The organism is Gordonia sp. NPDC003425 (genome assembly GCF_053588635.1).
Genome location: NZ_JBSFQI010000003.1, coordinates 287,855 through 313,705 on the forward strand (window position 1 = coordinate 287,855; position 25,851 = coordinate 313,705).

Below are 25,851 nucleotides of genomic sequence, written 5' to 3' on the forward strand. Positions count from 1 at the left end.
ATCGGCCCGCCGACAAGGTTGTGGACAACTTCGTCGTCCGCGAGTGCTTGTGCCGTATCTTCGTGCCGCCTGGTGACTCGGAAGTACGGCAGATCGCCGGCCGAGTAGCGTTGCGTGAGGACACCCTGACTTCATCGATGAGCCGGAGGATTGGCACGCCATGACCGAACAGCAGTACCGCATCGAGCACGACACGATGGGCGAGGTCAAGGTTCCCGTCGACGCGCTGTGGCGCGCACAGACCCAGCGCGCGGTCGAGAACTTCCCGATCAGCCACCGTCCCCTCGAACGCACCCAGATCCGCGCCATGGGACTGCTCAAGGCGGCATGCGCACGGGTCAACGAAGACCTCGGCCTGCTCGACCCGGCCAAGGCCGACGCGATCGTCGCCGCGGCCACCGAGATCGCCGACGGGCGCCACGACGACCAGTTCCCCATCGACGTGTTCCAGACCGGCTCGGGCACCAGCTCCAACATGAACACCAACGAGGTGATCGCGTCGATCGCCGCGGCCAACGGCGTCACCGTGCATCCCAACGACGACGTCAACATGTCGCAGTCGTCCAATGACACGTTCCCCACCGCCACCCACGTCGCGGCCACCGAGGCCGTGGTCACCGATCTGATCCCCGCGCTCGACCATCTCCGGCTCGCACTGCTCGCCAAGGCCGAGGAGTGGCGCGACGTGGTCAAGAGCGGCCGCACCCACCTGATGGACGCCGTGCCGGTGACCCTCGGGCAGGAGTTCAGCGGGTACACCCGTCAGGTGGAGGCCGGCATCGAGCGGTTGTTCGCCGCGCTCCCGCGCGTCGGCGAGGTCCCGATCGGCGGCACCGCGGTGGGTACCGGACTCAACGCCCCCGACCACTTCGGCAGCAAGGTGGTCGCCGAGCTCGTCAGGCTGACCGATGTGGACGCGATCACGTTGGCCACCAACAACTTCGAGGCCCAGGCCGCCCGCGACGGCCTGGTGGAACTGTCCGGAGTGCTCAAGACCATCGCCGTCTCGCTGACCAAGATCGCCAACGACGTCCGCTGGATGGGTTCGGGACCGCTCACCGGCCTCGCCGAGATCCACCTGCCCGACCTGCAGCCGGGCAGTTCGATCATGCCCGGCAAGGTCAATCCCGTTCTGCCCGAAGCCGTCACACAGGTGGCCGCACAGGTCATCGGCAACGACGCGGCGGTCACCTGGGGCGGGGGCAACGGCGCGTTCGAGCTGAACGTGTACATCCCGATGATGGCGCGCAACGTGCTCGAATCGCTCAAGCTGCTCGCCAACGTGTCGCGACTGTTCGCCGACCGCTGTATCTCCGGGCTGCAAGCGAACACCGAACGGTTGCGCACCCTCGCGGAGAGTTCACCGTCGATCGTCACACCCCTCAACAGCGCCATCGGCTACGAGGAGGCGGCCGCCGTCGCGAAGCAGGCCCTCAAGGAACACAAGACGATTCGGCAGACCGTCCTCGACCGTGGGCTGGTGCCGGACAAGCTGAGCGAGGCGGAACTCGATTCCCGGCTCGACGTGCTCAAGATGGCCAACCTCGACCACAAGCGCTGAGCCGTTTAACCACTGTGCCGTATTTCGGTGTCACCTGGTGACACCGAAATACGGCACAGACTCATGAGCGGTCGCTATTTGGTTCCGAGCAGCCCCGGCAGCAGGTTGACCAGCTGGGTGAGCAGATCGGTCAGCGCTCCGCCCCCGAGGATGTCCGACACTCCCGGGACCGACGGCGCCGGCGAGGCACCCCCGGGCGGAGGGGTGGTGGTCGGCGGTGTGGTGGTCGGCGGCGTGGTGGTCGAGGGCCCGCTGCCGGTCGGGGCCGACGCGTTGACGCCGATGGTGATCTTCGGGTGCTTGGCCGGATCGAGCCACGTCAGCACCTTGCGCATGTCTTCCCGGTCGATCGCCACACAGCCCTGGGTGGGCTCGTTGTTGGTCACGTGCAAGAACATCGCCGACGCCTTGCCCGGCACCCGCTGCGGGTTGTGTGCGATGTTGACCGCGTAGTCGTACACCGGACCCGAGTCGTACAGGTTCTCGCTGTCGCCGCCGGGGCTCTTCGCCTGTCGCACATGGGTGTTGTAGGTCGGGGACTTCATGTTCGAGTCCCACCAGTCCTCCCGGGTCGCCTGGAAGTACGGCATCTTGGTGCCCGGATTGGCCTGTCGCCCGAACGCCTGGTCGAGAGCGAAGGTGCCCTCCGGGGTGCGGGGCACGTTGTCCTTGGGTTCGCCCATCCCCTGCGCACCCAGGAATGCCTTGGTCGGCCCGATCACCGGCTTCCACGTGTTGTCGGTGCCGCGCTCGAACGCAGTGAGCGTCGCGGTGGTGTCGGAGGCCTTGGGAGCGGTGACCACGATCAGCTGACTGCTGTCGCCCGCGGTGCCCCCCGGCTCCGACGACCCGGTGCCGGCCAGCTTGTTCAGGATCTCGTCGAGCTGCGGAATGCCGGTCTGCGGCACACCCGACACGCTCGGCGTGACCGGTGTGGTGGGTGTGGTGGTCGTTCCCGGCGCGGCGAGCGCCTGGCCGGTACCCGCCGCGATCGCAGCCATCACCGCGAGCACCACTAGTACCAACAGTCTCATTCGCCTCATCAGTAACTTCTGCACCACACCAGTGTGACAAAAGGCAAGAGTGCGTAAGTCTCGGCATGGTCACGGTGCGGTACTGATCCCATGACGTGCCCATTGAACTTGAACTCAGTCTCAACTAATCTCTCTGCAGCACGTGATGTACAGCACAACCGTCGGCGGGTGTGATGTCCGGCAACAGCGCGAAGGGAACTCAGTGAGCATCGTCAACACAGTCACAGGTCCGGTCGACTCGGCAGCCCTGGGCAACGTCCTGGTCCACGAACACGTTTTCGTCCTCGGCGAGGAGTACCGGGAGAACTACCAATACGACTGGGACGAGGATCAGAAGATCGCCGAAGCGGTGCGCGACCTGACCGAACTCAAGTCGCTGGGCATCGACACCATCCTCGATCCGACGGTCCTCGGCCTGGGCCGTTACATCCCCCGTATCCAGCGCATCGCCGAGCAGATCGACCTGAACCTGATCGTCGCCACCGGCCTCTACACCTACAACGACATTCCCTTCCAGTTCCACTACACCGGTCCGGGACTGCTCTTCGACGTCGACGAGCCGCTCGTCACCTACTTCGTGCGCGACCTCACCAAGGGCATCGCCGACACCGGCGTGCAGGCGGCGTTCCTCAAGTGCGCCATCGAAGAACCGGGCCTCACCCCCGGCGTGGAGCGCGTGATGCGCGCCGTCGGACAGGCGCATGTGCAGACCGGGGCACCGATCACGGTGCACACCAACCCGCACACCGGATCGGGTCTCGTCGCCCAGCGGGTGCTCGACGAGGAGGGCGTGGACCTCTCCAAGGTCGTCATCGGGCACTCGGGTGACTCGACCGACCTCGACTATCTGATGAAGATCGCCGACGCCGGGTCGATCCTGGGCATGGACCGCTTCGGCCTCGACGTACTGCTGCCCTTCGAGGACCGCATCAACACCGTCGTCGAACTCGCCAAGAGGGGCTACGCCGACCGGATGGCACTGGCCCACGACGCCTCCTGCTTCATCGACTGGTTCGATCCCGAGGCCAAGAAGCAGGCCGTCCCGAAGTGGAACTACCGCCACATCAGCGAGGACGTGCTGCCCGCGCTGCGCGAACGCGGCGTCAGCGACGCCGACATCACCACCATGCTCGTCGACGTCCCCCGCCGCTACTTCGAATGACAGCGGTACGTCGAATCACAGGGCCACGTTGAATCACAGGGCCACGTCGAATCACAGGGCGCGCCCCGATCACCCCGACCGAGAAGGACATCGAGCCATGAGCAGTGTTGTCGCAGACCTGTGGCGCATCGCCGCACACACGCCGGAGCGGATCGCCATTCGCGACGGCGCCGACGTACTCGACTACGGCCAGTTGCGCACGCACATCGCGCGGGCCGCAGCCCGCTACCGCGATCCCGACCACCAGGGCCACAGCGTGCAACCGGGTGATCGCGTCCTGCTGATCGCACCGTCGGTACCCGATTTCGCGATCACCTACTATGCGCTGCACACGGTCGGCGCCACCGTGGTCACCATGAACGTGATGTCCACCCCGTCCGAGATCCGTTATGTGGTCGACGATTCGGAGGCGTCGCTGATCGTCGCGTGGCACGGGTGCGCGGAGCATGCGCGCACCGTGGCCGAGGAGAAAGGACTCGGCTTCGTCGAGGTGACGCCCGCCGACCGCGACCTTCGAAACGAGCCCGTCGCGGAGTACGTCGAACGTTCCGACGATGACGACGCGGTGTTGCTCTACACCTCGGGAACCACCGGCCGGCCGAAGGGCGCCGAACTCACCGTCGCGAACATCAACGCGGTGCCCATCACCTTCCGCCAGTCCCTGCAGATGACCGCCGACGACCGGTGGGCCACCGCGTTGCCGCTGTTCCACGTGTTCGGTCAGGCGGTGGTGATGCACACCGCGCTGTCGAGCGGATGCAGCCTGTCGCTGCTCTCCCCGTTCTCCCCCACCGTGTTCATGGATCGTCTGCGCGACGAGCACATCACGATCGCCTGCGGTGTGCCGACCATGTGGAACGCCATGTTGCTCGCCGGAGAGGGTTACGCGCCAAGCGATTTCGTCGATCTCCGGCTCGCCTGTTCGGGCGGTGCCTCGATGCCCGGCGAGGTGATCCGCGCCTTCGCCGACAAGTTCGGGTGCGCGATCCTCGAGGGATACGGACTCACCGAGACCGCGGGCACCGCCACCTTCCGGGACCTCGCGAGTCCACCGAAGGTGGGCACCGTGGGTCCCGCCCTGCCCGGCTTCACCATCGAGGTGCGCGATCACGACGGACATGTCGTGCCGGCCGACACCGTCGGCGAGATCTTCATCTCCGGTCCCACCGTGATGAAGGGTTACTGGCACCGCCCCGACGCCACCGCGGCCGAACTGCACGACGGCTGGCTCAAGACCGGGGATCTGGGTTCGATGGACTCCGACGGTGATGTCCGGATCGTCGACCGCGCAAAGGATCTCATCATCCGCGGTGGATACAACGTGTACCCCCGCGAGGTGGAGGAGGTGCTCTACGAGCATCCCGACATCGTGGAGGTGGCCGTCGTGGGCATCCCCGACGACCACTACGGCGAGGAGATCGCCGCCGTGATCACGCCACGACCGGGAAGCCACCTCGACGTCGACGAATTGCGCAGCTGGGCAAAGGAACACCTCAGCGCCTACAAGGTGCCGCGCGTGTTCCAGTTCGTCGAAGCGCTACCGAAGGGCGCCACCGGCAAGATCCTCAAACGGGCCATCGACCGGGAAGGGCTCACGGCCACTGCGTGAACCCACTCACCGCGCCGGGTGCACCTCATTCGGCACGGTCTGCCGGGTAGACCGCGATCTCGATGAGGTTTCCGTCTGGATCGAGGCAATAGTGCGAGACGATGGAACCGAGCGCACCCGTTCGTGTCACCGGCCCCTCGGTGATCTCGACACCGCAACGCTGCAGGTGATCACCGACCTCCGTCGCCGTCGCCGACGCGATGACGAAACACAGATCCTCCGACCCGGAGGCCACCACCCGCGCGCTCACCCATCCCGGATCGTCACCCTCGCGGGCAGCCGGTCGCAGGTTGATCTTCTGCTCCCCGAAACGTAGGGCTGTCCGCATCTCGGCACCGAATCGTTCCACGCGCATCCCCAGAACCCTTTGGTACCAGCGGGCAGTGACGTCGATGTCACGGCAGTTCAGCACCAGGTGATCGAGGCGCGCCACACTCAGGGACATGAACGCGATGCTACGCCCGACGCGTCGGCCCGAGCCCGAGTGCGTTGACCCACAGACGAGTTGCGGTGAACACCATCGCGTCGATATCGACGTCGTCGTCCGGATCGGCGTCGGGGTCGCCGACCACGAATGCCTGGAATGCCATGCGCGACACCATGCCCGAGAGCGCTCCCGCGGCGGCAATGGGGTCGAGTTCGGGGTCGGCGAGACCGCGGTCCTGCAACTCCTGGATGTGGCGAGCGTTGCGTTCGACGAACACCATGCTGCGTCGGCGCCGTTTCTCGCGGAACTCCGGCATCGTCGACGACACCTGATCGAGCACCAGCCGAAGGCCGGCGTTTCGCCGATAGGCCTCGAAATAGGCACGATTGGCGGCGGCGAGGACGGCCGTCGGGTCGTCGTCGGAATCGGATTCGACGTGCGGCAGGCCCGGATGGAGCATGTCCTGATGGGCCTGGGCGAGCACCGCGTCGAGGATCTCCTCCTTGCTGTCGAAGTAGGTGTAGAACGATCCCGTCGAACAGTTCGCCTCGGCGGTGATGTCGGTGAGCCGGGAATCGGCGAAGCCGTCGCGTTCGAAGATGCGACGGGCCGCGTCGACCAGCGCGGTGCGGGTCCGCTCACCGCGGGCCGTGAGCGGCTTGCGGTCGACGGCATCGGGTACCAGTGCCGGGACCGCGAGTGCGCTGTCGGGCAGCGGCTGCGTGCTCACACCAATCCCGCCGAGTCGGCCACCGCTGTGGCCTTGGCGACGAACCGATCCACCACCGCGTCGGTCGGCACACCGCTCGCCGCCCGGTTGGTGGCGTCGTCGCGCACCCGGCGCAGCACGCCTTCGGCGATGATCGCCACCTTCCAGAGTCCCAGCGCGTGCCAGTATTTGAGCGCTTGCGGGTCGCGTCCGGTGATCCGCAGATAGTCGTCGCGCACGTCGGCGGGGGTGGGAAAACCGGGCATGGTCTCCACCGAGAAGCGGCCGGGGATCTCCTCCCCGGGTTCGGGCCAGTACGCCAGGGTGCTGCCGATGTCGGCCAGCGGATCGCCGAGTGTCGACAGTTCCCAGTCCAGCGCCGCGCGCACCTCCCCGCTCGCCGGATCCACCATCACGTTCCGGATGTGGAAATCGCCGTGCACCAGCGACATCTCGCGCTGCTCGGGGATATTGTCGGCGAGGCGGCGGGTCAGCGCGTCGAGTTCGGGGATCTCCCGGGTCTTCGACTGTTCCCACTGCGCACTCCACCGTTTGAGCTGTCGCTGCGCGTACGGCTTGTGACTGGCCAGATCGATCAGACCGGTCGCCTCGAGGTCGACGGCATGAATGTGCGCGAGCGTCTGCATCATCGACGTGCCCACCGCGCGCCGCACGTCCATCGGCATGGCCTCGGCGGTCTCCCGCTTGTCCAGGGCCACCCCGTCGACGAACTCCATCACCACCAGCGGGACCGGCGCCACCGACTCGTCGGTGCACACGCCGAACACCGTGGGCACCGGAACGTCGGTGGGCGCCAGCGCCGACAGGATCCGCGCCTCCCGCACCACGTCGTGGGCCGAGGCGAGCCGATGGCCGACGGGTGGTCGACGCAGCACGTACCGGTGGCCCGACGCATCGCGCAGCAGATACGTCAGATTCGACTGTCCGGCACCGACGCGGACGCACTCGAACTCGTCGTCGATGTCGATTTCGTTGGTGCGCAACCACTCACGAAGTGCTGTGGTGTCCACTTCGGGAATCGAGGTGCCCTGTGTCGTCGTGCTCACCACCGAGACACCAGCGCCTGGTCGGACACGCCTGCCACGGTCTCCGGGGCGGGCTTACCGTGCCGGTAGGGTCGCAGTTCGCGTCGGGCGATGGCCCGCTTGTGCACCTCGTCGGGGCCGTCGGCCAGTCGCAGGGTGCGGATGTGGGCGTAGGCCATGGCCAACGGGACGTCGTCGGTGACGCCGGCTCCGCCGTAGACCTGGATGGCGCGGTCGATGATCTTGAGCGCCACATTGGGGGCGGCGACCTTGATGGCGGCGATCTCGGTGGCCGCCTCCTTGTTGCCGACGGTGTCCATCATGTACGCCGCCTTCAGCGTGAGCAGGCGCACCATCTCGATGTCGATGCGCGACTCGGCGATCCAATCCTGGATGTTGGCGCGGTTGGACAGCGGCTCACCGTAGGTGACGCGGTCGACGGCACGCTCACACAAGAGTTGCAGCGCCCGCTCGGCCATGCCGATCGTGCGCATGCAGTGGTGGATTCGGCCCGGCCCGAGGCGGGCCTGCGCGATGGCGAAGCCCTCGCCCTCTCCCTTGAGCACGTCCTTCGCCGGCACGCGCACGTTCTCGAAGACCAGCTCGCCGTGGCTTTCCCGGTCGGTGTAGCCGAACACCGGCAGGTTGCGCACGATGGTGACGCCGGGGGCATCGGTGGGCACCACCATCATCGACTGCTGGCGGTGGGTGGGTGCGGTGGGATCGGTCTTGCCCATCACGATGAGGACCTTGCAGTCCGGACGAACAGCGTTGGAGGCGAACCACTTACGGCCGTTGAGGACGTACTCGTCACCGTCGCGGACCATCGACATCTCGATGTTGGTGGCATCGGAGCTGGCGACGGCCGGTTCGGTCATCGCGAATGCCGACGAGATCTCCCCGTCGAGCAGCGGCTTGAGGTAGCGCTCCTTGTGCTCGTCGGAGCCGAAGAGGGTGAGCACCTCCATGTTTCCGGTGTCGGGGGCGTTGCAGTTGAACACCTCCGACGCCCAGACCACGCGCCCCATGATCTCGGCGAGCGGCGCGTACTCGAGGTTCGTCAGGCCAGGTCCCCACTCCTTGTGCGGATGGAACAAGTTCCACAGCCCGTCGGCCTTGGCCTTCTGCTTGAGTTCGAGCAGGATGGGCGGATTGCCGTGCGGGTTGTCGAGTTCGCGTTCCTGCTGGGCGAACAGCGCCTCGTTGGGATAGATGTACTCGTCCATGAAGGCCAGCAGGCGTTGCCGGTATTCTTCGGCGCGCGGCGACATCTCGAACAGACTCATCGGATCTCCTTGCGGTGGTGGGTTTTCCAAGACTGTGGTGTTTCCAAGACTGTGGTGGGGTTTCTAGGATTGTGGGCCGACGGCGAGCAGCGACTGCTGGTAGCGGCGCATGCCGCGCAGCCAGCGGTCGTAGTCGGCGCCCTTGTGCCGGTACATGTCGAGTACCTCGGGGTGCGGCAGGATCAGGAAGTGTTCGTCGTGCATCGCCGCGAGCACCACCTCGGCCACCTCGTCGGCGTCGAGGACGCGTCCGGAGGTCTCCACGGCCCGTTGCATCAGCACCTCCCCCGGATCGTCGGAGCCGCCCTCGGGGCGAAGGAGTTTGGTGTCCACACCCATCGGGCACAGGCAGCTCACCCGCACTCCGGCATCGCCGTAGGTGACGTTGAGCCATTCGGCGAATCCGACGGCCGCATGCTTGGTGGTGGCGTAGACGGCCGAACCGATCTGGGTGAGCAGGCCCGCGGCCGATGCGGTGGAGATGAAGTAGCCGCCGCCCCGTCCCACCCATTCCGGGACCAGGCGACGCGCGGCACGGACGTGGCCCAACAGATTGACGTTGAGGGCGAGATCCCAGTCGGCGTCCGACGCCTCGAGACCCGCACGTCCTCCGATGCCGGCGTTGGCCACGTAGATGTCGACGGGCCCGAATCGCGACTCGGCAAGCGCGATCGCGGCATCGATGTGCTCGGCCGACCCGGCGTCGCCCGCGAGCGCCGCGACCCGTTGCCCTGCCGGATCAATGGCGGTGGCGGTCGCCGACACCGCCTGCTCGTCGAGGTCGGTGGCCACCACCCGGACACCGTTCGCGACGAAAGCTCGGGTGAGTGCCCCGCCGATGCCGCCGCCCGCACCGGTCACGATGGCCACGGTGCCGTCGATATTCATACGAGAAACGTACTTGAATCCGGTTTCAGGTTCAAGCGTTCACGTCACCCCCCGAGGGCGGACCGATGAAGTTCTCGACCCAGGCTTCTGCCTCAGCCGAGCATCTTGGCCATCGAGTTCGAGTCCTCACCGCTGCGGCGCAGGACCAGCGCACTCAACGCCAGCACCACCAGCGTCAGCAGCAGCATCAGCGTCGACATCGCCGCCACCTCGGGTTTCAGCGCCACCCGCACGCTGGAGAAGATGTACACCGGCCAGGGCGTGTACCCGGGCTGCTGCACGAACGTCGAGATGACGACGTCGTCGAGGCTGAACGTGAAGGCCAGCATCATGCCGGCGAAGATGCCCGGCATCGCGGCCGGCAGGATCACGTGTCGCAGGCGGGAGAGCGGCGAGGCGTACAGATCCGCCGCGGCCTCCTCCAATGCCGGGTCGAGCGCGGCGACGCGGGCGCGGACGATGAAGGTCACCACCACCATCGACACCACCGCGTGCGAGATCACCAGGCGCACCAGGCCGTTGTTGAACGGAGAAAGCCCGGCGTCGACGCCGAGGGTCACATACCAGGGCAGAAACGCCACGGCGTCGGCGATGTCGGGTGTCACCAGGGTGACGGTGAGCAGGGCGAGCAGGCCGATCGACCACCAGCGCGGCCGGCGCGAGATGCCGATACCGATCCCCGCGAGCGATCCGAGGATGGTGGCCAGCAACGCCGAGAGGATGCCCACCTCGAGTGACACCACCACCGTGCGGACGATGGTGTCGTTGGTGACGGCGTCGGAGTAGGCGCTGAACCCGAAACCCTCGAACGAGGCGAGTACCCGGCCGGTGTTGAAGGAGTAGGCGACGATCACCAGGATCGGCAGGAACAAGAACAGGTAGACGATCACCGCCCACACCTTGATCGCGATCGTGTACCAGTCGCGAGTGGTGCGCAGGGGCTTCATCGTCAGCGGCGGCAACGGTCCCGGTGAGTCGGCGCCGGTCTCGGGTGCGGGCACGTTGAACACCCGGGTGTCGAGCAGATGGGCCACCACCCTGATGACGAGCCCGACCAGGATCACGCAGAGCAGCACCATCACCATCAGCGACACGGTCATCGCCGACCCGAGCGCCCAGTTCTGCGCGGTCTCGAACTGGGCGGCGATCATCTGGCCGGCCATGGTGCCCTTGGCGCCGCCGAGGACGGCCGGGGTCACGTAGTCGCCCATCAGCGGGATGAACACCAGCAGGCAGCCGGACACGATGCCCGGGGAGGCCAGGGGCAGCGTGATCCGGAAGAACGTGGTCCAGCGATTGGCGCCGAGGTCGCGGCTGGCCTCACGCAGCGACAGTTCGGCGCGGTCCATCGCCACGAACAGCGGGAAGATCATCAGTGGCAGGTAGTTGTACACGACGCCGATCTGGACCGCGGTGCGCGTGTAGAGGACGCCGAGTTCCCCGAGCCCCATGCTCTGCATCAACCCCGACAGCCATCCCGAGGGGGCCAGCGTGATCTGCCAGCCGATGGTGCGCACCAGGAAGTTGGTGAAGAACGGAATGATGATGAGCGCCAGATAGATCGGACGACGGCGGGCGGCGGACTTCACCGCCAGCCAGTAGGCGAAGGGGATGCCGATCAGCAGCGCGAGCACCACACCGGTCACCGCGATGCCGAGTGTGTTCCAGAACGTCGACCGGTAATCGGCACCGAACGCCTCGCTGTAGCGTCCGAAGGAGAGTTGGTCGGTGGCATACGTGGTGAACTGGTCGGGCTTGTAGCCGAAGCTGTACCAGATCACCAGCGCCAGCGGGATGACGAAGAAGAAGAGCAGGTAGGCCCAGGCCGGGAACGTGAGACCCCCGACACCGAAGAGACGTTGCCGCAGTGGCGGTTTGGGGGTCTCGATCGGATCCGGATCGGGTGCGGCGTGTTTCGGGGTTCCGGCCGGCGGGTCCATGGTGACGGTCATCGGGCACTCCTCGCCTGCATCTGATTGAGGATCTCGGTGCGTTCCTGGGTGGCGGAGTCGACGTTGGCCGACACCAGACGATCGACGATCTCGTCCGACGGGAACAACAGTTCCGGGAACGGCAGATCGGCGGCCTTGCCCTTCTCCGCCATCCCCTTCACTCCCGTCTGATACCCGATGTACTCCATCTCCCGGAAGCTCACCTCGGGGTCGAGCATGTAATTGATGAACTCGTGTGCGGCACGCGGATGCTGGGTGCCGTGCACGATCGCGAAGTTGTCCACGAACAGGTTCGCCGTGGGTAGTGGGTAGACGAAACCCCACCGGTCCGGATCGTTCTCGTTCATCAGTGTGAGGCGGGCGTCGCCGTTCCACGCCTGCAGTAGGCTGTAGGCTCCGCCGGAGACCACCGACGTGATCGACGAGTTGTAGCCCTGGACCGTCGGAGCGAGCTGGTTGAGCAGAATGGTGCGGGCGGCGTCGAGATCCTTCGGGTCGGTGGTGTTCGGGTTGATGTTCAACGCGCCCATCGCGATCGAGACCACCTCCCACGGGTCCTCCACCACGCTCACCTTGCCGCGGGCCGGTCCGGTCGCGAGGTCGATGAAATCCTTCCACGACGTCGGCGTGCGGTCGGTGAGCGACTTGAGGTACATGAATCCCGTTGTGCCCCAGTCCTTACACGCCGCGTGCCGTGACATCGGATTCCACGGCGGGTTGAAGAACCGCTCCTCGAGATTGACCAGGTTGGGGATCAGCGCGTGGTCGAGTTCGTCGAGCAGGCCGTGCTGCACCATCTGCGGGATGTACACGCCGGTGGGCACCACCACGTCGTATCCGGAGGTGCCGCGGGCGGCGGCGAGTTTGGCGATCATCTCCTCGTTGGAGCCGAATGAGTCGACCTGCAGGCGCACCCCGAACTTGTTGCGGTATCCGTCGAGGTCGCCGGGGTCCTCGTAGTCACCCCAGCTGTAGTAGTTGAGCTGGCTCTCGACGCTGTCGCCGAGCGGGGCCGACGGTGCGATCGTCTTGGACCCGCCGCATGCCGAGACGGCCACTCCCGCTGCGGCCACACCGATCCCGGCGAGAAAGCTGCGTCGGGTGATGCGCGCCACGGATGCCCGCGGCACCAGCGCGTTCACCGTCACGGCGCTCGCGCCGTGGTTGCCGCCGCCGTGGTTGTCTCGTCGGCTCATTTCGCGTACACCCGGGTGTCGGCCTTGGCGAAGGTGCAGGTGACGTGCTGCCCCTCCTCCAGTGGCGGGAAGTTGCGGGTGGCCCCGCGCACCAGCACCTCGGTGCCGGCGTCGGTGGTCACCACCACCTGGGTGAAGTCGCCGAGGAACGAGACCCCTTCGGCCACACCGGACACCACGTTGTCGCCCGAGTCGACGGCGGTGTCGTCGTCCACGAACCAGATGGCCTCGGGTCGCACCGCCACCACGAGCTCGCCGGTGACGTCGTCGATGTCACCGGTGGCGGCGAACGCCCCGTCGGTGGTCTCGACACGTCCGTCGATGTAGCCTCCGGTGACGTCGAAGAATGTCTGTTTGCCGACGAAGTCGGCGACGAACCGGTTGACCGGCGCCGCGTACACGTCTCTGCCGTCACCGATCTGGGCGATGCGGCCCTCGCTCATCACCACGATGCGGTCGCTCATCGACAGCGCCTCCTCCTGATCGTGCGTGACAAACACGAAGGTGGTGCCGAGATCCTTTTGCAGCAGTTTGAGTTCGATCTGCATCTCTTCGCGCAGTTTGCGGTCGAGCGCGCTCATCGGCTCGTCGAGCAGCAACACGTCGGGCCGGTTGGCCAGGGCGCGGGCCAACGCGACGCGCTGTTGCTGGCCGCCGGAGAGCATCGCGGGTTTGCGGTCGGCGAAGCGGGTCATCTGCACCAGTTCGAGTGCCTCGGCGACACGGGTGCCGATCTCCTTCTTAGGCACTTTGCGTTGACGCAGACCGAATCCCACGTTCTGCGCGACCGTCATGTGCGGGAACAGGGCATACGACTGGAACACCGTGTTGATGGGTCGCCGTTCCGGCGGTACGTCGACGATGGAGGTGCCGTCGAGGGTGATGTCGCCCTTGGTGGGACGTTCGAATCCGGCCATCATGCGCAGCAGCGTGGTCTTGCCGCAGCCCGACGGTCCGAGCAGCGACACGAATTCGCCTGCGGCGACGTCGAGATCGATGTCGGTGACGGCGACGTAGCCGTTGTCGTAGACCTTGGTGATGCCACTCAGCGAGATGGCACCCTTGGTGGGTGGGGCCGATTGCGTCGGGGCGGGTGCGTCGACTGCGGTCATGTGGGTGTCCTCTCGTGAACGATGGTGCCGTCGGCGACGGTGAGATCGGTGCCGGTCTGCCACAGGTCTTGCGGCGGGTGGTCGAAGGGATTGCGGTCGGCGACAACCAGATCCGCGGACGCGCCGGGACGGATCACACCCGCGGTCGCGCGCCGGTTGATTCGCGCCGACCCACTGGTGTACGCGGCCAGGGCGGTCGACAGGTCGAGTGCCTCGTCGGGCAGCAGCGGCGGGTCGGTGTCGTCGCTGGGCGACGTGCGGGTGACGGCCACCGAGATCGCCGCCCACGGGTCGGGCGTGGTCACCGGCCAGTCGCTGCCCATCGCCAGTTGCGCCCCGCAGCGGTGCAGGGACCCGAACGGATAGTGCCAGCGGTAGCGTTCCTCGCCAACGGCCGCCCGGATGAGGCTCACCATGGCGTCGTCGTTGTGCGCCCACAACGCCTGCATGTTGACCGTCGCCCCCAGTTGGGCGAAACGAGGGATGTCGGCGGGCACCACGAGTTGCACGTGCGCGATGTGGTGGCGTCCGGCGGTGATGCCGTTGGCCACCCGCGCGGCCTCGATGGCGTCGAGCGCGGTGGTCACCGCGGCGTCGCCGATGGCGTGAAAGTGCAGGTCGAGTCCGGCTGCGTCGCAGGCGATCACGGCGTCGGTGAGCACCTTGGGGTCGAAGTACGACAGGCCCAGCGCGGTGGGTGCGCACCCGCAGTACGGCTGCGACATCGAGGCGGTCTGATTCTCCACCACCCCGTCGACCATGATCTTGACCGCGGGCATGCGCCAGCGCCGGCCTTCGGTGGCCGCGGCGGCGTCAGCGAATCCGGCGACCAGGCTCTCGACACCGGCGAGATCGAGGTCGCGGGGCAACCAGGCGGCGCCCACCACGTCCGCGGTGAGCAGACCCGCCTGCAGGAAAGAGGTGTACGCGGTGTCCAGATCAGCCATGCCGGGATAGTCGCCGACGATGGCCTCCTGCCAGCCGGTGATGCCCAGCGAATGCAGGTAGGTCTGCGCGGTGGCGAGTCCGCGTGTCTGTTCGTCGAGGTCGGTGGGCGGAACCAGCCGTCCCACCAGGTCCATCGCGCCTTCATGCAGGGTGCCGGTCGGGTGGCCGGCGGCGTCGCGTTCGATGCGACCGTCGGCCGGGTCGGGGGTCTGTGCGTCCACACCCGCGAGTTCCAGCGCGCGGGTGTTGACCCACGCGTCGTGATGGTCGCGGTTGAGCAGGAAGACGGGACGGTCGGCGACGACGGAGTCGAGGGCGGCGGCGGTGGGACACCCGCGGTCGAAGTGACTCATCGTCCAGCCGGAACCGACGATCCAGTCCCGGTCGGTGCCTGCCGCGTAGGCCGCGATCGCGGCCAGGGTGGATTCGGCGTCGGTGGCGTCGGTGAGATCGCAGGCGTTGCGGTCGACGCCGCCGGAGAGCGCATGGATGTGGGCGTCGGTGAAGCCGGGATGCAGTAGGCGCCCGGCCAGATCGAAGTCGTCGGCGTGCGGAAGATCGGCGCGCACACGCGCCCGGTCTCCCACCGCGATGATGCGGCCGTCGCGCACGCCGACGGCCACGCCCTCCAGCAGGCGGAACCCGTCGAAAACCGGCCCCGAGTGGAACACGGTGTCGGGGAGTCGTGCCAACGCGATCGATACCCTTCACTCACGAAATCCGAACTATCTGGCATCGATCGTCACGGATTTCGTTGTATCGGTCTACCCGAACAACGGATTCTTAATATCCATGCAACATTGCGGAGCCTAAGGTGAGTGACGTGCTCAATGGTGACGTGTCCTTCTGGTATTCGACCATCGACCCCATCGACCGGCGTGGCGCCCTGCCGGGTGATCTCGACGTCGACATCGCCGTCGTGGGGGGCGGTCTGACGGGCCTGTGGTCGGCGTATTACCTGGCCGGGGCGCTGCCCGACGCACGTATCGCCGTTCTGGAGAAGGAGTTCTGCGGCTTCGGCGCCTCGGGGCGCAACGGCGGCTGGCTCTCGGCCGAGGTCGCGGGCAACCGGTCGAACTACGCGGCCATCGCCGAGTCCCGCGGGCGCGACGGACTCGACGCGAATCGTCGGCTTACCGCCACCATGCGCGCCGGGGTGGACGAGGTGCTGCACCGGATCGACGAGGAGAACATCGCCTGCGACGCGGTGAAGTCGGGGGTGCTGCACATCGCGCGGTGCCCCTCGCAGGAGGCGCGACTGCGCGACGAACTCGACCACGAACATCATGTCGGCGCGGCCGACTGGGAGTTCCTCGACGCCGATGCGCTGCGCGGCCGCCTCTCGATACCGCGTGCCCGGGCGGCGATGTTCTCGCCGCAGTGCGCGCGGGTCAATCCGATGAAGCTCTCCCGCGGTGTCGCCGACGCCGTCGAGCGCCGGGGCGTGGCGATCTACGAGGACACCGCGGTCACCGCGATCGCCCCGCGGCGGGTGACCACCGATCGCGGTGTGGTGCGGGCCGAGACGATCCTGATCTGCCTGGAGGGTTTCACCGCCACCCTGCCCGGCCTGCGGCGCACCCTGTTGCCGCTGAACTCGTCGATGATCGTCACCGATCCGCTACCCGACGCGGTGTGGGACGAGATCGGTTGGGCCGGTGCGGAATTGCTCGGTGAGACGGCGCACGCGTACACCTATTCGCAGCGCACCGCCGACGGCCGGATCGCGTTGGGTGGCCGCGGGGTGCCCTACCGGTTCGGGTCCGGCATCGACCACGACGGGCGGACACAGGAGCGCACCGCACGATCGCTCATCGCCGCGCTGCACGAGATGTTCCCGGCCACCGCGGGTGTCGACATCGCGCACGCGTGGTGCGGGGTGCTGGGCGTGACGCGGGACTGGTCGGCATCCATCGACTTCGACCCCACCACCGGGATCGGCTCGGCGTCGGGGTATGTGGGATCGGGGCTCACCACGACGAACGTGGCCGGACGCACCCTGTGCGATCTGGTGGCCGGAGAGCGCACCGACCTCACCGACCTGCCGTGGGTGGGCCATCACTCGCGGCGGTGGGAACCCGAACCGCTGCGCTGGGTCGGCGTCGCGACCATGTATGCGGCCTACCGCACCGCTGATCGCCGCGAACTGGACTCGGAGTCGGCCCAATCGGACGTGATCGCACGGATCGCCGACAAGGTGTCCGGCCGCGCCTGACCCGACCACTGCCTGACCCAACTACTGCCTCACCCCGCCACTGCCTGAAAAGCGCCCTCCCCCGGAGCTCCGTCGCATATCGCGACAGCAACCCCGGGGTGGGCGCTTTCCAGGGCGCAACCGGCGTCAGTACGAAGCGAACCTCAGTACGTGGCGCCGGGCGCGAATTCTTCGAGCATCTCGGTGACCAGCGCGGCGATCGGCGACCGCTCGCTGCGGGTCAGCGTCACGTGCGCGAACAGCGGATGCCCCTTGAGTTTCTCGATCACCGCGGCCACACCGTCGTGACGCCCGACGCGCAGGTTGTCGCGCTGGGCCACGTCGTGGGTGAGCACCACCCGCGACCCGGTACCCAGACGCGAGAGCACCGTCAGCAGCACATTGCGCTCCAGCGACTGTGCCTCGTCGACGATCACGAACGAATCGTGCAGCGACCGGCCGCGAATGTGGGTGAGCGGCAACACCTCCAGCATGCCGCGGCTGAGCACTTCTTCGATGACCTCTTGGGAGGCAAGGCCTTCCAGGGTGTCGAACACGGCTTGCGCCCACGGTCCCATCTTCTCGGCCTCGCCGCCGGGCAGGTAGCCGAGTTGTTGTCCGCCAACGGCATACAGCGGCCGGAACACCACCACCTTGCGCTGGGTGCGGCGTTCGAGCACCGCTTCTAGGCCCGCGCACAGCGCCAGCGCCGACTTTCCGGTGCCCGCCTTGCCGCCGAGTGACACGATGCCGACGCTGTCGTCGAGCAGCAGGTCGAGAGCCACCCGTTGCTCGGCCGAACGTCCGTGCAGACCGAACGCCTCGCGGTCGCCGCGTACCAGTTGCACCTGCTTGGCCTCGTTGACCCGGCCCAACGCACTCGACGAGCCGTGTCCGAGAAGCCGAACCCCGGTGTGGCACGGGAGTTCTCGCGCGGCATCGAGGTCGACGATGCCGTCCGCGAACAGCGTGTCGATAACCGGCTGGTCCACCGTCAGCTCCGCCATCCCCGACCATCCGGAGATCACCACGTCCTGTGCGTGGTACTCGTCGGCGGCCAGCCCCACCGCGCCGGCCTTGACACGCAGCGGTGTGTCCTTGGAGACCAGGGTGACGTCGGCGCCCTCGGCGCGCAGGTTCAGTGCGCAGGCGAGGATGCGGGAGTCGTTGGTCTCGGTGCGGAATCCGGCCGGCAGTACCGCGGGATCGGTGTGATTGAGCTCCACCTGCAGGGTGCCGCCCACATCGCCGATCGGGATGGGTTTGTCCAGTCGCCCGTACTCGAGTCGCAGGTCGTCGAGCATGCGCAACGCCTCACGCGCGAACCAGCCGAGTTCGTGGTGATGACGTTTGCCCTCGAGCTCGCCGATGACCACCAGCGGAAGAACGACGTGGTGTTCGGCGAAGCGTGTGACTGCCCAAGGGTCGGACAGCAGCACAGAGGTGTCGAGGACGTAGGTGCGTGTGGTCACGTGGGCTCCTACGTTTGTGCGACCCCGCACAAACCAGTTCTTTTTCGATGACCGGCCGGTTCCTGTCCGTTGCCCTCGGCGTCAGCCGAGGTGGACGAGGACCGGGGCCGGTCCTCTCGTGCTGCTGGTGCAACCCACGAATGGAACCTCCCGGACGAACCGCTTCCCCGCGGCCCGTCACTCGTCAACGTACGCGCGCACCCGCGTCGTGGCGCGCGCTGCGGCGCGTGTTCGCGTGAAAAGTGCGTTAACGGGAGCTGGACGCCGTTCTCGGCGACCTAACCGGCCGGCAAGCGGCCCTCAGCGACCGGCGAGCGCCAGAATGCGCGCCTTCGCGGCCTGCGCCTCGTCGCCGAGGCCGTCGACGCTGTCGAGCTTGAGCTGGTCGGCGAACTGCGCGGCGATGCGCGCTCGCGATTCGTCGGTCTCGTAGTCGGCGATCAGGGCGCGCTGGGCGTCGAAGTCGGCGACGTCGGAGCCGATCTCCTCGTCGGCCGCACGCGCGAGCGCCTTGTCGAGGGCGATCACCGCAGCGTCCTGATCGGCGACGAGCCCGGCGTTGAGGAAGGCGCCGAAGGTGCGCGCGGAGTTCTCGTCGTCGGAGATGATCTTGGTGAGGACCTGCTTGAACACGTCGTCGGTGACCGCTGCCGACAGCTTCTGCGTGAACTCGACGCACTGCGCCTCGTGCACCGCCATCAGGGCCAGCACGTCGAGCGGGGTCAGTTCGGCCACGGCCGCCTCGTTCTGGCGGTATCCGGCGGTGACGTGGATGCGACGTCGTTCCTCGGAGTCGACGGGGTCGATCGCGCGGGTCACAACGAGGTAGTCGCGCAGCACCACGGCGTGCCGATTGTCCTCGGCGGTCCACACGCCCACCATCTGCCGCCAGTCGGAGAACGCCGGGAAGTACTTGGCGATGATGCGGTGATACGACGGCAGATTGTCCTTGGTGAGCAGCAGCGCCAGCACGCCGGCGGTGGCCTCGTCCGAGAGCGTGGCCTGCGAGGGGTCGAAGTCCTCCCCGCCCAGGAAGGCGAAGTTGCGGCCGTCGTCCCAGGGCACGTAGTCGTGGGGGTTCCACACGGCCGACGCCAGCTGGTGGTCCTCCGCGATCTCGGGAAGCGCCTTCTCCAGGGCGATGATCAGATCGTCTTCGCTCAGTACGTTCACCGGTGCAAGGATACGGATCCGTAGGTGCTCAGATCAATCGGCCCTCAGATCCGGCTCATCAGGCCCCATTCCTCCAGGCCGTCGTAGAGCGGAAAGTCCAGCGCCAGCTTCGACACGCGGCCGCGCAGCGCGGGCAGGTCGGCGTGGGTGCCCGCGGCCAATGCGGTGGCGATGATGTCGGCGACCTCGGTGAACTGTTCGTCGCCGAATCCGCGGGTGGCCAGCGCCGGGGTACCGATCCGCAGGCCGGAGGTCACCATCGGCGGACGCGGGTCGAACGGCACCGCGTTGCGGTTGACGGTGATCCCGACGTCGTGCAGCAGATCCTCGGCCTGCTGACCGTCGAGCGGGCTGTTGCGCAGGTCGACGAGCACCAGGTGCACGTCGGTGCCGCCGGTGAGTACCGAGACCCCGGCCTTCTCGACGTCGGGTCCGGTCAGTCGGTCGGCGAGGATCTTCGCGCCCGACAGCGTTCGGCGCTGACGCTCGGCGAACTCGTCGGTGGCCGCGATCTTGAGGGCGACGGCCTTGCCGGCGATGACGTGCATCAGCGGTCCGCCCTGCTGGCCGGGGAACACCGCCGAGTTCAGTTTCTTCGCCCAGTCCTGCTTGGCCAGGATCAAACCCGACCGGGGACCGCCGAGCGTCTTGTGCACGGTGGTCGACACCACGTCGGAATCGGGTACCGGCGAGGGATGCAGTCCGGCGGCGACGAGACCGGCGAAGTGCGCCATGTCGGTCCACAGGTAGGCACCCACCTCGTCGGCGATCGACCGGAACGCCGCGAAATCCAGGGTGCGCGGGTACGCCGACCATCCGGCGCAGATCACCTTGGGCCGGGCGTCGAGGGCGATCTTGCGCACCTCGTCCATGTCGATGCGGAAGTCTTCCTTGCTCACTCCGTAGAAGTGGTTCTCGTAGAGCTTGCCCGAGAAGTTCAGGCGCATGCCATGGGTGAGGTGGCCGCCATGCGCGAGGTCGAGACCGAGGAGCCCCTCGCCGGGATTCATCAGTGCCATCAGCACCGCCGCGTTGGCCTGCGCACCCGAATGGGGCTGGACGTTGGCGAAGTCGGCGCCGAACAGTTCCTTGGCGCGATTGCGGGCGATGTCCTCCACGACGTCGACGTATTCGCAGCCGCCGTAGTAGCGGCGGCCCGGATAGCCTTCGGCGTATTTGTTGGTGAGCACGCTGCCCTGGGCCTGCAGCACCGCGCGCGGCACGAAGTTCTCCGACGCGATCATCTCCAGCGTGTCGCGCTGACGGCTCAGCTCGCCGTTCATCGCCGCGGCCACGTCAGGGTCGAGTTCGGCCAGGGACAGCGAATTGACGCTCGGGGTGTCGGTCATGCCCGACAGTCTATTGGCCCAGTTCGGCCCGCAGGAGGGCCGGGGTCAGCGGCTCGTCGAGAAGGCGCCCGAAGCGGGCGAGGCGCGCAGGTTCGGGTGCGCGGTCGAGCCACGCGCCGAGCAGCCGGTAGCCCTCGACGTAGGTGGAGATGTAGGCCCGCCACAGCGGTGAGGTGAGGAAACGCAGCATCTGCCGGGCACGTTCGGGCGGGGCGAGCAGCCAGCGCTGCAGGAACTGCGCGACGGTGTCGGCGTCGGCGTGCTGGTCGTGCAGCAACAGCGCGGCGTCCTGGCGCACGGTGAGCAGGCCCGACGACGCCGCGCTCACCCGTTGTGCGCGGGTTCCGTCGAATCGCAGGCCCAGGTCGGCGTAGACCTCTTGCGCCCACAGTCCCCAGTCGTCGCCGACGGCGGCATGCAGGGCGTGGTCGGCGAGCCCCTCGGCCATCAGGCATTGCGGGGTGTTAACAAGGAAGATGGTCTGCTCGTCCTGTCCGCCGCCCACCAGGATCTCCTCCTTGCGGCAGTGTTCGGTGTGGTGCCCGGGGTACGCCTCGTGGGCGATGAGGTGCGGCAGCGACGACATGTACTGGGTGAGGTCGACGTTGATCGCCACGCGGGAGCGATAGTTGCCGAGGTAGTAGTTGAATCCCGACCACGGTTTGTCGGTGACCACCTCGAACTCGACGATCTCGTTGTGCGGCAAGGGATATGTGTTGCGAACTCGCTCCCGCAACGCGCCACTGAAGGCGCGCACACACTCGTCGACGCGCTCGGGCGGGATCTCGTCGGCGCGACGGTGAGCAGCGTAGGCATCGGCCAGTGCGGTACCGCTCAGGCCGGGTTCGCCGAGCGCGGATGCGATGTCGGCGTGGGCTTTTCGGTAGGTGTCGGGGTCGGCGAGTGCGATGTCGACGTCGAAGTAGGCACGCACCTCGTCGACGAAACCGATGTCCTCGCCGGCGAATTTGCGAGCCGAGCATTCGAGTGCACGCAGGTGCGCGTCGATGAACGCGGCCCGGTCGGCGGGCAGGTCGGCCGGGAGGTCGGCGCGTAGTCCGCGTGCGATGTCGGCGAGGCGCGCCGGGTCGGGTGCCGGCGCGTTGGCGACTTCGGCCCGAAGCGCGGGATCACCGGTGTAGGCGTCGACAAAGCCGTCCTCGATGCGGTCGAAGGCGAGCCCGAGGCGGAGGTAGTCGTCGACGAGGGCGCCGCCCGGCCTGGTGGGGTCCGATGCCATAGGCGAAGGCTACCCACACCTGCCGAATGGCGTGCCCCCACGTGCGTGCTTCTACACTGTGCGCATGATGTTCAGGGGGCCCATGACGAGCAGGCCCGGTTCGCACCCATCCCCGGCCGAACTCGCCTGATGGCGCGCGACACCACCGGGCGCGACCCGAGTCTCTACCTGGAGCTCGACCGCAAACAGTGGCGTGATCTGCGCGAATCCATGCCGATGGTGCTCACCGAGACCGAACTCGAGCAGCTCGTGGGGATTGGCGAACACGTCGACCTGACCGAGGTGGCCGAGGTGTATCTGCCGCTGTCGCGTCTGATTCACCTGCAGGTGGCGGCACGGCAGCGATTGTTCGCGGCAACCTCGACCTTCCTCGGCGAGCGTGGCACCAAGAAGCAGGTGCCGTTCGTCATCGGGATCGCCGGCAGCGTCGCGGTGGGCAAGTCGACCACGGCACGCGTGCTCGCGGCGTTGCTCGCGCGGTGGGAGTCGCACCCGAAGGTCGACCTGGTGACCACCGACGGGTTCCTGTATCCCACGGCCGAGCTCGAACGCCGGGGCATCATGCACCGCAAGGGTTTTCCCGAATCCTACGACCGTCGGGGGCTGCTGCGTTTCGTCACGGAGGTGAAGTCGGGGGCGCGTGAGGTCACCGCGCCGGTGTACTCGCACCTCACCTACGACATCGTGCCCGACGTGCTGCACTACATCCATCAGCCCGACATCCTCATTCTCGAGGGACTCAACGTGCTGCAGACCGGGCCGACGCTGATGGTGTCGGACCTGTTCGACTTCTCGATCTACGTCGACGCCAAGACCACCGACATCGAACGCTGGTATGTGTCACGGTTCCTGCAGATGCGGTCGACGTCGTTTGCCGATCCCCACTCGCATTTCCACCATTATTCGTCGCTCACCGACGAGCAGGCGTCGGCGGCCGCCCGCGACATCTGGACATCGATCAACCTGCCGAACCTGCGGGAGAACATCCTGCCCACCCGGCCGCGCGCAACACTGGTGCTCCGCAAGGATCCCGACCATTCGATCAATCGGGTTCGGTTGCGCAAGTTGTGATGTGAGCCTTGCCTGTGTGAGCGGGTAGACACAAGGATTGCGGGGTTGTCGCGGCCTTCGGTGATGGTTCGTCCGATGGACAGCGAGGGGTCCGCGGGCAACTGCGGCGACGGCGGTACCTGTGGCCTGTTCTACAAATCTGGTGATGCGAATGTCGCGTCAATGCGTCCATGGTGGACAGATTCGCTCTCCGGTGGAGGACGTTGCAGTCAGCCCCGCGACGGCCGAGACCCACATGCGCGCCGGGGTGGCATGCGGATTGTCAACGCGTACAGACGTTCCCGCGGCGGCGAAGAGAACATCGCCAGCCGCGACCTCGTACTGTGCGCCGTCGAGCACGACGCGCGGCCGGCCCGAGAGCACCAGAAGGATCTCTTCGGCGTCGATGCAATGCTCGGCCCCGATCTGGCCCGGCCGCAGTTCGGTGCGCCATCCGCACAATTCGCTACTCCCCCGCGACGGAGACACGAACGACTCGAAGACGGCTCCGTGCATTTCAAAGGTGTTCGGCTTGGCAATGAGTGGCATGACGACTCTCTCTCATAGACAGTTGGACTGTCTTTAATTAGACAGATAGGCTGCCTATGTGTCAACGCCACGCTCCGCACACAGCGATCTCCCGTTTCTCCTCATACGCGCGGAAACTGCGGTGAACGAACGGATCAACGCTCGGATTGTCGCGGGCGGGCATCGGTCGCTCCGGCCGGTACACGGCATGGTGTTCGCGCGGATCGACGCCGGCGGTGCCTCGATCAATGACATAGCCGCGCACATCGGAGTGACCAAGCAATCAGCGGCTGCGATCGTCGAATCACTCGAGGAGTGGGGGTATGTGAGCCGTCGTGTCGACCCCGGCGACAAACGCGCACGGCTGATCGAACTGACGGCGACGGGTCGACAGGTGACCGCACTCGCCACGGCCGCCGCTGCGGCAGAGGCCGGGGCACTGGCCGACCGAATCGGCGAGCGTGCGGTCGACACCGTCTTCGAGGCGCTGCAGATCCTCGGTACCGCCGGAGCGCCCCCCGAGGCTCCACCCGTGCGATAGTCACCAGCGGACGCCGTATCCAGCGCTAGTGCGCTGTGTCAGCCGAACAGCCTCTTCACGAACGGGATGCTGTCGGCCTTCGACGCATTGACGGTCCCGCTGTGATCGGTGTTGTAGGCCTTGAAGGTCACCGGTTGCCCGTTGCCCTTCATCCGCTGCACCAACAGCAGGGTGCCGGGCGTGTTCACGTCGGTGTCGAGCAACCCCTGACCGACGAAAACAGGTTCGTGGTAACCACTTTCGGGTACGCCCATGTAGTCCTTGAGCGCGGCACTGAATCCGGGGATCTGGTCAAGAGGCCGGCTGAACAACTTGCCGATCACCACGTCCGACTTCTCGATCACGTCACCGAAGCCGTACTCCTGACCAGGCCCCTTGGTGGTGTCACACAGCGGCCCCTCGGCCCGATCCACCCATTCCCGGCCGTAGGGAGTCAGGTAAGAATCCACATTCCATTCGGGGAACGCCGCCCGCAACCCGGAGAGGATGTACAGCACGTAGCTCGTCGTTTCCGGCAGCGACTTACCCAGCGACACCGGCACCGAACCGGGGCGGGCGATGAGCGGCACCAAATCCTCGACGTAGGCGGGCACACCCGTGGCCACCCCTCCGCGATACGAGAGACCGTCGGAGTTGCCGCCGAATTCGTCGGCGTAACGCGCGGTGAACATCGCCGCACCGCCGCCCTGCGACTGGCCCACCACCACCCACTTCTTGGCCAGCGCAGGATTGGTCGCCGTCGCGGCCTTTACCGCGTCCACGACGCTGTGCGCCTCCACCTTGCCGTCCAGATAGGGGTGCGGGCCCGGAGTTCCCAGACCGACATAGTCGCTGGCCACCACCGCATACCCCTGCTGGAGCCAGCTGTCGAGGTACGCCCAGTCACGATCGGGCAGGATCGGACCGTTGGTCGAGTACGCGCACACGTCATTGAGACCGGTGGTGCCATGCGCCCAGGCGATCACCGGCCATCCGCCGGCGGGGGCCTTGCCCGGCGGCAGGTACACCGCGGCACTCGACTGCGCAGGCACATCCTTGACGCCCTTGGTCCAGTAGGTGATCCGCTGACCGTCGACCGAACCCGGCAGCGTCGCGCGCGGTGCCAGCGGCGCCGTCGAGATCACCCGCCCGGGCGTGGTGTCGTCCGCATGCGCGATGCCCGCCGATCCGGCGAGGCCGATGGTGGCGGCGGCCAGGGACGCGAGCGCCAAGCCCGCCAGCCGCCGACGCCTACCCGGCCCGTGCTGATCCGCAATAGTCATTTTCGAACTCCCGTTCCCCGGAGGCTGCCCACCCGACCCTTGCCAGCACAGCCCTTCCAGACCCTCCGTACTTACCAGGTCAAATGACCTGATACTCGGCGATATCGAACTT

22 protein-coding genes are annotated in these 25,851 nt (G+C 66.9%); 6 read left to right on the top strand and 16 right to left on the bottom strand.

Annotated features, from left to right (window positions below):
* The first annotated feature begins 160 nt into the window (after nt 1–160).
* On the top strand, nt 161–1,561 hold the full coding sequence (locus tag ACWDTD_RS06135; RefSeq protein ID WP_449746183.1) for a class II fumarate hydratase: 1,401 nt from the start codon (nt 161–163) through the stop codon (nt 1,559–1,561).
* Nucleotides 1,562–1,635: 74 nt separating this feature from the next.
* Here the strand turns inward: ACWDTD_RS06135 and ACWDTD_RS06140 are convergent, their stop codons facing one another.
* Nucleotides 1,636–2,595 (bottom strand): L,D-transpeptidase family protein, encoded by a 960-nt coding sequence (locus ACWDTD_RS06140; protein WP_449746184.1) that lies wholly within the window; start codon nt 2,593–2,595, stop codon nt 1,636–1,638.
* A gap of 202 nt (nt 2,596–2,797) precedes the next feature.
* Here ACWDTD_RS06140 and ACWDTD_RS06145 point away from each other — a divergent pair, with 202 nt between their 5' ends.
* Together ACWDTD_RS06145 and ACWDTD_RS06150 are read left to right on the top strand one after the other, a co-directional pair.
* Nucleotides 2,798–3,757: a phosphotriesterase family protein gene (locus ACWDTD_RS06145; protein ID WP_449746185.1), complete on the top strand. Its 960-nt coding sequence runs from the start codon at nt 2,798–2,800 to the stop codon at nt 3,755–3,757.
* 97 nt (nt 3,758–3,854) lie between these two features.
* On the top strand, nt 3,855–5,366 hold the full coding sequence (locus tag ACWDTD_RS06150; protein ID WP_449746186.1) for a class I adenylate-forming enzyme family protein: 1,512 nt from the start codon (nt 3,855–3,857) through the stop codon (nt 5,364–5,366).
* 25 nt (nt 5,367–5,391) lie between these two features.
* Here ACWDTD_RS06150 and ACWDTD_RS06155 read toward each other — a convergent pair whose 3' ends face one another.
* From ACWDTD_RS06155 to ACWDTD_RS06195, 9 genes are all read right to left on the bottom strand, one after another.
* Nucleotides 5,392–5,811 (bottom strand): VOC family protein, encoded by a 420-nt coding sequence (locus tag ACWDTD_RS06155; protein ID WP_449746187.1) that lies wholly within the window; start codon nt 5,809–5,811, stop codon nt 5,392–5,394.
* A gap of 10 nt (nt 5,812–5,821) precedes the next feature.
* Entirely contained in the window at nt 5,822–6,523 is a 702-nt protein-coding gene (locus tag ACWDTD_RS06160) for a TetR/AcrR family transcriptional regulator (protein WP_449746188.1), read from the bottom strand.
* A complete protein-coding gene (locus ACWDTD_RS06165) occupies nt 6,520–7,569 on the bottom strand; it encodes a phosphotransferase family protein (RefSeq protein ID WP_449746189.1) in 1,050 nt (349 codons plus the stop codon). The genes ACWDTD_RS06160 and ACWDTD_RS06165 overlap by 4 nt, the downstream gene beginning before the upstream one ends.
* Nucleotides 7,566–8,834: an acyl-CoA dehydrogenase family protein gene (locus ACWDTD_RS06170; RefSeq protein WP_449746190.1), complete on the bottom strand. Its 1,269-nt coding sequence runs from the start codon at nt 8,832–8,834 to the stop codon at nt 7,566–7,568. The genes ACWDTD_RS06165 and ACWDTD_RS06170 overlap by 4 nt, the downstream gene beginning before the upstream one ends.
* A 63-nt stretch (nt 8,835–8,897) precedes the next feature.
* Entirely contained in the window at nt 8,898–9,722 is an 825-nt protein-coding gene (locus tag ACWDTD_RS06175; protein WP_449746191.1) for an SDR family oxidoreductase, read from the bottom strand.
* 92 nt (nt 9,723–9,814) lie between these two features.
* Nucleotides 9,815–11,674 carry an ABC transporter permease subunit gene (locus ACWDTD_RS06180; RefSeq protein ID WP_449746192.1) on the bottom strand — a complete coding sequence of 620 codons (1,860 nt, stop codon included), beginning with the start codon at nt 11,672–11,674 and terminating at the stop codon, nt 9,815–9,817.
* Nucleotides 11,671–12,870 (bottom strand): polyamine ABC transporter substrate-binding protein, encoded by a 1,200-nt coding sequence (locus tag ACWDTD_RS06185; RefSeq protein WP_449746193.1) that lies wholly within the window; start codon nt 12,868–12,870, stop codon nt 11,671–11,673. Before ACWDTD_RS06185 ends, ACWDTD_RS06180 begins: the two co-directional genes overlap by 4 nt.
* The gene (locus ACWDTD_RS06190) at nt 12,867–13,982 is read right to left on the bottom strand and encodes an ABC transporter ATP-binding protein (RefSeq protein WP_449746194.1); all 1,116 of its coding nucleotides are present in this window, start codon (nt 13,980–13,982) and stop codon (nt 12,867–12,869) included. The genes ACWDTD_RS06185 and ACWDTD_RS06190 overlap by 4 nt, the downstream gene beginning before the upstream one ends.
* Nucleotides 13,979–15,622: an amidohydrolase gene (locus ACWDTD_RS06195; RefSeq protein WP_449746195.1), complete on the bottom strand. Its 1,644-nt coding sequence runs from the start codon at nt 15,620–15,622 to the stop codon at nt 13,979–13,981. Before ACWDTD_RS06195 ends, ACWDTD_RS06190 begins: the two co-directional genes overlap by 4 nt.
* Before the next feature lie 131 nt (nt 15,623–15,753).
* On the opposite strand from ACWDTD_RS06195, the gene ACWDTD_RS06200 reads away from it, so the two are divergent.
* Complete coding sequence (locus ACWDTD_RS06200; protein ID WP_449746242.1) at nt 15,754–17,145, top strand: NAD(P)/FAD-dependent oxidoreductase; 1,392 nt, start codon at nt 15,754–15,756, stop codon at nt 17,143–17,145.
* Between the two features lie 143 nt (nt 17,146–17,288).
* On the opposite strand, the gene ACWDTD_RS06205 is transcribed toward ACWDTD_RS06200, so the two are convergent.
* The 4 genes from ACWDTD_RS06205 to ACWDTD_RS06220 form a co-directional block, all read right to left on the bottom strand.
* Nucleotides 17,289–18,596: a PhoH family protein gene (locus tag ACWDTD_RS06205; RefSeq protein WP_449746196.1), complete on the bottom strand. Its 1,308-nt coding sequence runs from the start codon at nt 18,594–18,596 to the stop codon at nt 17,289–17,291.
* Between the two features lie 300 nt (nt 18,597–18,896).
* Nucleotides 18,897–19,769 (bottom strand): acyl-ACP desaturase, encoded by an 873-nt coding sequence (locus ACWDTD_RS06210; protein WP_449746197.1) that lies wholly within the window; start codon nt 19,767–19,769, stop codon nt 18,897–18,899.
* A 44-nt stretch (nt 19,770–19,813) separates the two neighbouring features.
* Entirely contained in the window at nt 19,814–21,118 is a 1,305-nt protein-coding gene (glyA, locus tag ACWDTD_RS06215; RefSeq protein WP_449746198.1) for a serine hydroxymethyltransferase, read from the bottom strand.
* A gap of 10 nt (nt 21,119–21,128) precedes the next feature.
* Nucleotides 21,129–22,358 (bottom strand): DUF885 domain-containing protein, encoded by a 1,230-nt coding sequence (locus ACWDTD_RS06220; RefSeq protein ID WP_449746199.1) that lies wholly within the window; start codon nt 22,356–22,358, stop codon nt 21,129–21,131.
* A gap of 129 nt (nt 22,359–22,487) precedes the next feature.
* Between ACWDTD_RS06220 and coaA the strand changes: the two genes are divergently transcribed.
* Nucleotides 22,488–23,429, top strand: a complete 942-nt coding sequence (gene coaA, locus ACWDTD_RS06225; RefSeq protein WP_449746200.1) for a type I pantothenate kinase — start codon at nt 22,488–22,490, stop codon at nt 23,427–23,429.
* 159 nt (nt 23,430–23,588) lie between these two features.
* Here coaA and ACWDTD_RS06230 read toward each other — a convergent pair whose 3' ends face one another.
* Nucleotides 23,589–23,957, bottom strand: coding sequence for a cupin domain-containing protein (locus ACWDTD_RS06230; RefSeq protein ID WP_449746201.1), 369 nt, complete (start codon nt 23,955–23,957; stop codon nt 23,589–23,591).
* 121 nt (nt 23,958–24,078) lie between these two features.
* On the opposite strand from ACWDTD_RS06230, the gene ACWDTD_RS06235 reads away from it, so the two are divergent.
* Nucleotides 24,079–24,477 carry a MarR family winged helix-turn-helix transcriptional regulator gene (locus ACWDTD_RS06235; RefSeq protein ID WP_449746202.1) on the top strand — a complete coding sequence of 133 codons (399 nt, stop codon included), beginning with the start codon at nt 24,079–24,081 and terminating at the stop codon, nt 24,475–24,477.
* Between the two features lie 38 nt (nt 24,478–24,515).
* Here ACWDTD_RS06235 and ACWDTD_RS06240 read toward each other — a convergent pair whose 3' ends face one another.
* The gene (locus ACWDTD_RS06240) at nt 24,516–25,739 is read right to left on the bottom strand and encodes an alpha/beta hydrolase family protein (protein ID WP_449746203.1); all 1,224 of its coding nucleotides are present in this window, start codon (nt 25,737–25,739) and stop codon (nt 24,516–24,518) included.
* Nucleotides 25,740–25,851 lie beyond the last annotated feature (112 nt).

Excerpts from the sequence above, each read along its gene's own strand:
- ACWDTD_RS06135 (WP_449746183.1), top strand. The coding sequence starts at position 161 with ATGACCGAACAGCAGTACCGCATCGAGCACGACACGATGGGCGAGGTC.
- ACWDTD_RS06140 (WP_449746184.1), bottom strand. The coding sequence starts at position 2,595 with ATGAGACTGTTGGTACTAGTGGTGCTCGCGGTGATGGCTGCGATCGCG.
- ACWDTD_RS06150 (WP_449746186.1), top strand. The coding sequence starts at position 3,855 with ATGAGCAGTGTTGTCGCAGACCTGTGGCGCATCGCCGCACACACGCCG.
- ACWDTD_RS06155 (WP_449746187.1), bottom strand. The coding sequence starts at position 5,811 with ATGTCCCTGAGTGTGGCGCGCCTCGATCACCTGGTGCTGAACTGCCGT.
- ACWDTD_RS06170 (WP_449746190.1), bottom strand. The coding sequence starts at position 8,834 with ATGAGTCTGTTCGAGATGTCGCCGCGCGCCGAAGAATACCGGCAACGC.
- ACWDTD_RS06175 (WP_449746191.1), bottom strand. The coding sequence starts at position 9,722 with ATGAATATCGACGGCACCGTGGCCATCGTGACCGGTGCGGGCGGCGGC.
- ACWDTD_RS06180 (WP_449746192.1), bottom strand. The coding sequence starts at position 11,674 with ATGACCGTCACCATGGACCCGCCGGCCGGAACCCCGAAACACGCCGCA.
- ACWDTD_RS06185 (WP_449746193.1), bottom strand. The coding sequence starts at position 12,870 with ATGAGCCGACGAGACAACCACGGCGGCGGCAACCACGGCGCGAGCGCC.
- ACWDTD_RS06190 (WP_449746194.1), bottom strand. The coding sequence starts at position 13,982 with ATGACCGCAGTCGACGCACCCGCCCCGACGCAATCGGCCCCACCCACC.
- glyA (WP_449746198.1), bottom strand. The coding sequence starts at position 21,118 with ATGACCGACACCCCGAGCGTCAATTCGCTGTCCCTGGCCGAACTCGAC.
- ACWDTD_RS06220 (WP_449746199.1), bottom strand. The coding sequence starts at position 22,358 with ATGGCATCGGACCCCACCAGGCCGGGCGGCGCCCTCGTCGACGACTAC.
- coaA (WP_449746200.1), top strand. The coding sequence starts at position 22,488 with ATGGCGCGCGACACCACCGGGCGCGACCCGAGTCTCTACCTGGAGCTC.
- ACWDTD_RS06230 (WP_449746201.1), bottom strand. The coding sequence starts at position 23,957 with ATGCCACTCATTGCCAAGCCGAACACCTTTGAAATGCACGGAGCCGTC.
- ACWDTD_RS06240 (WP_449746203.1), bottom strand. The coding sequence starts at position 25,739 with ATGACTATTGCGGATCAGCACGGGCCGGGTAGGCGTCGGCGGCTGGCG.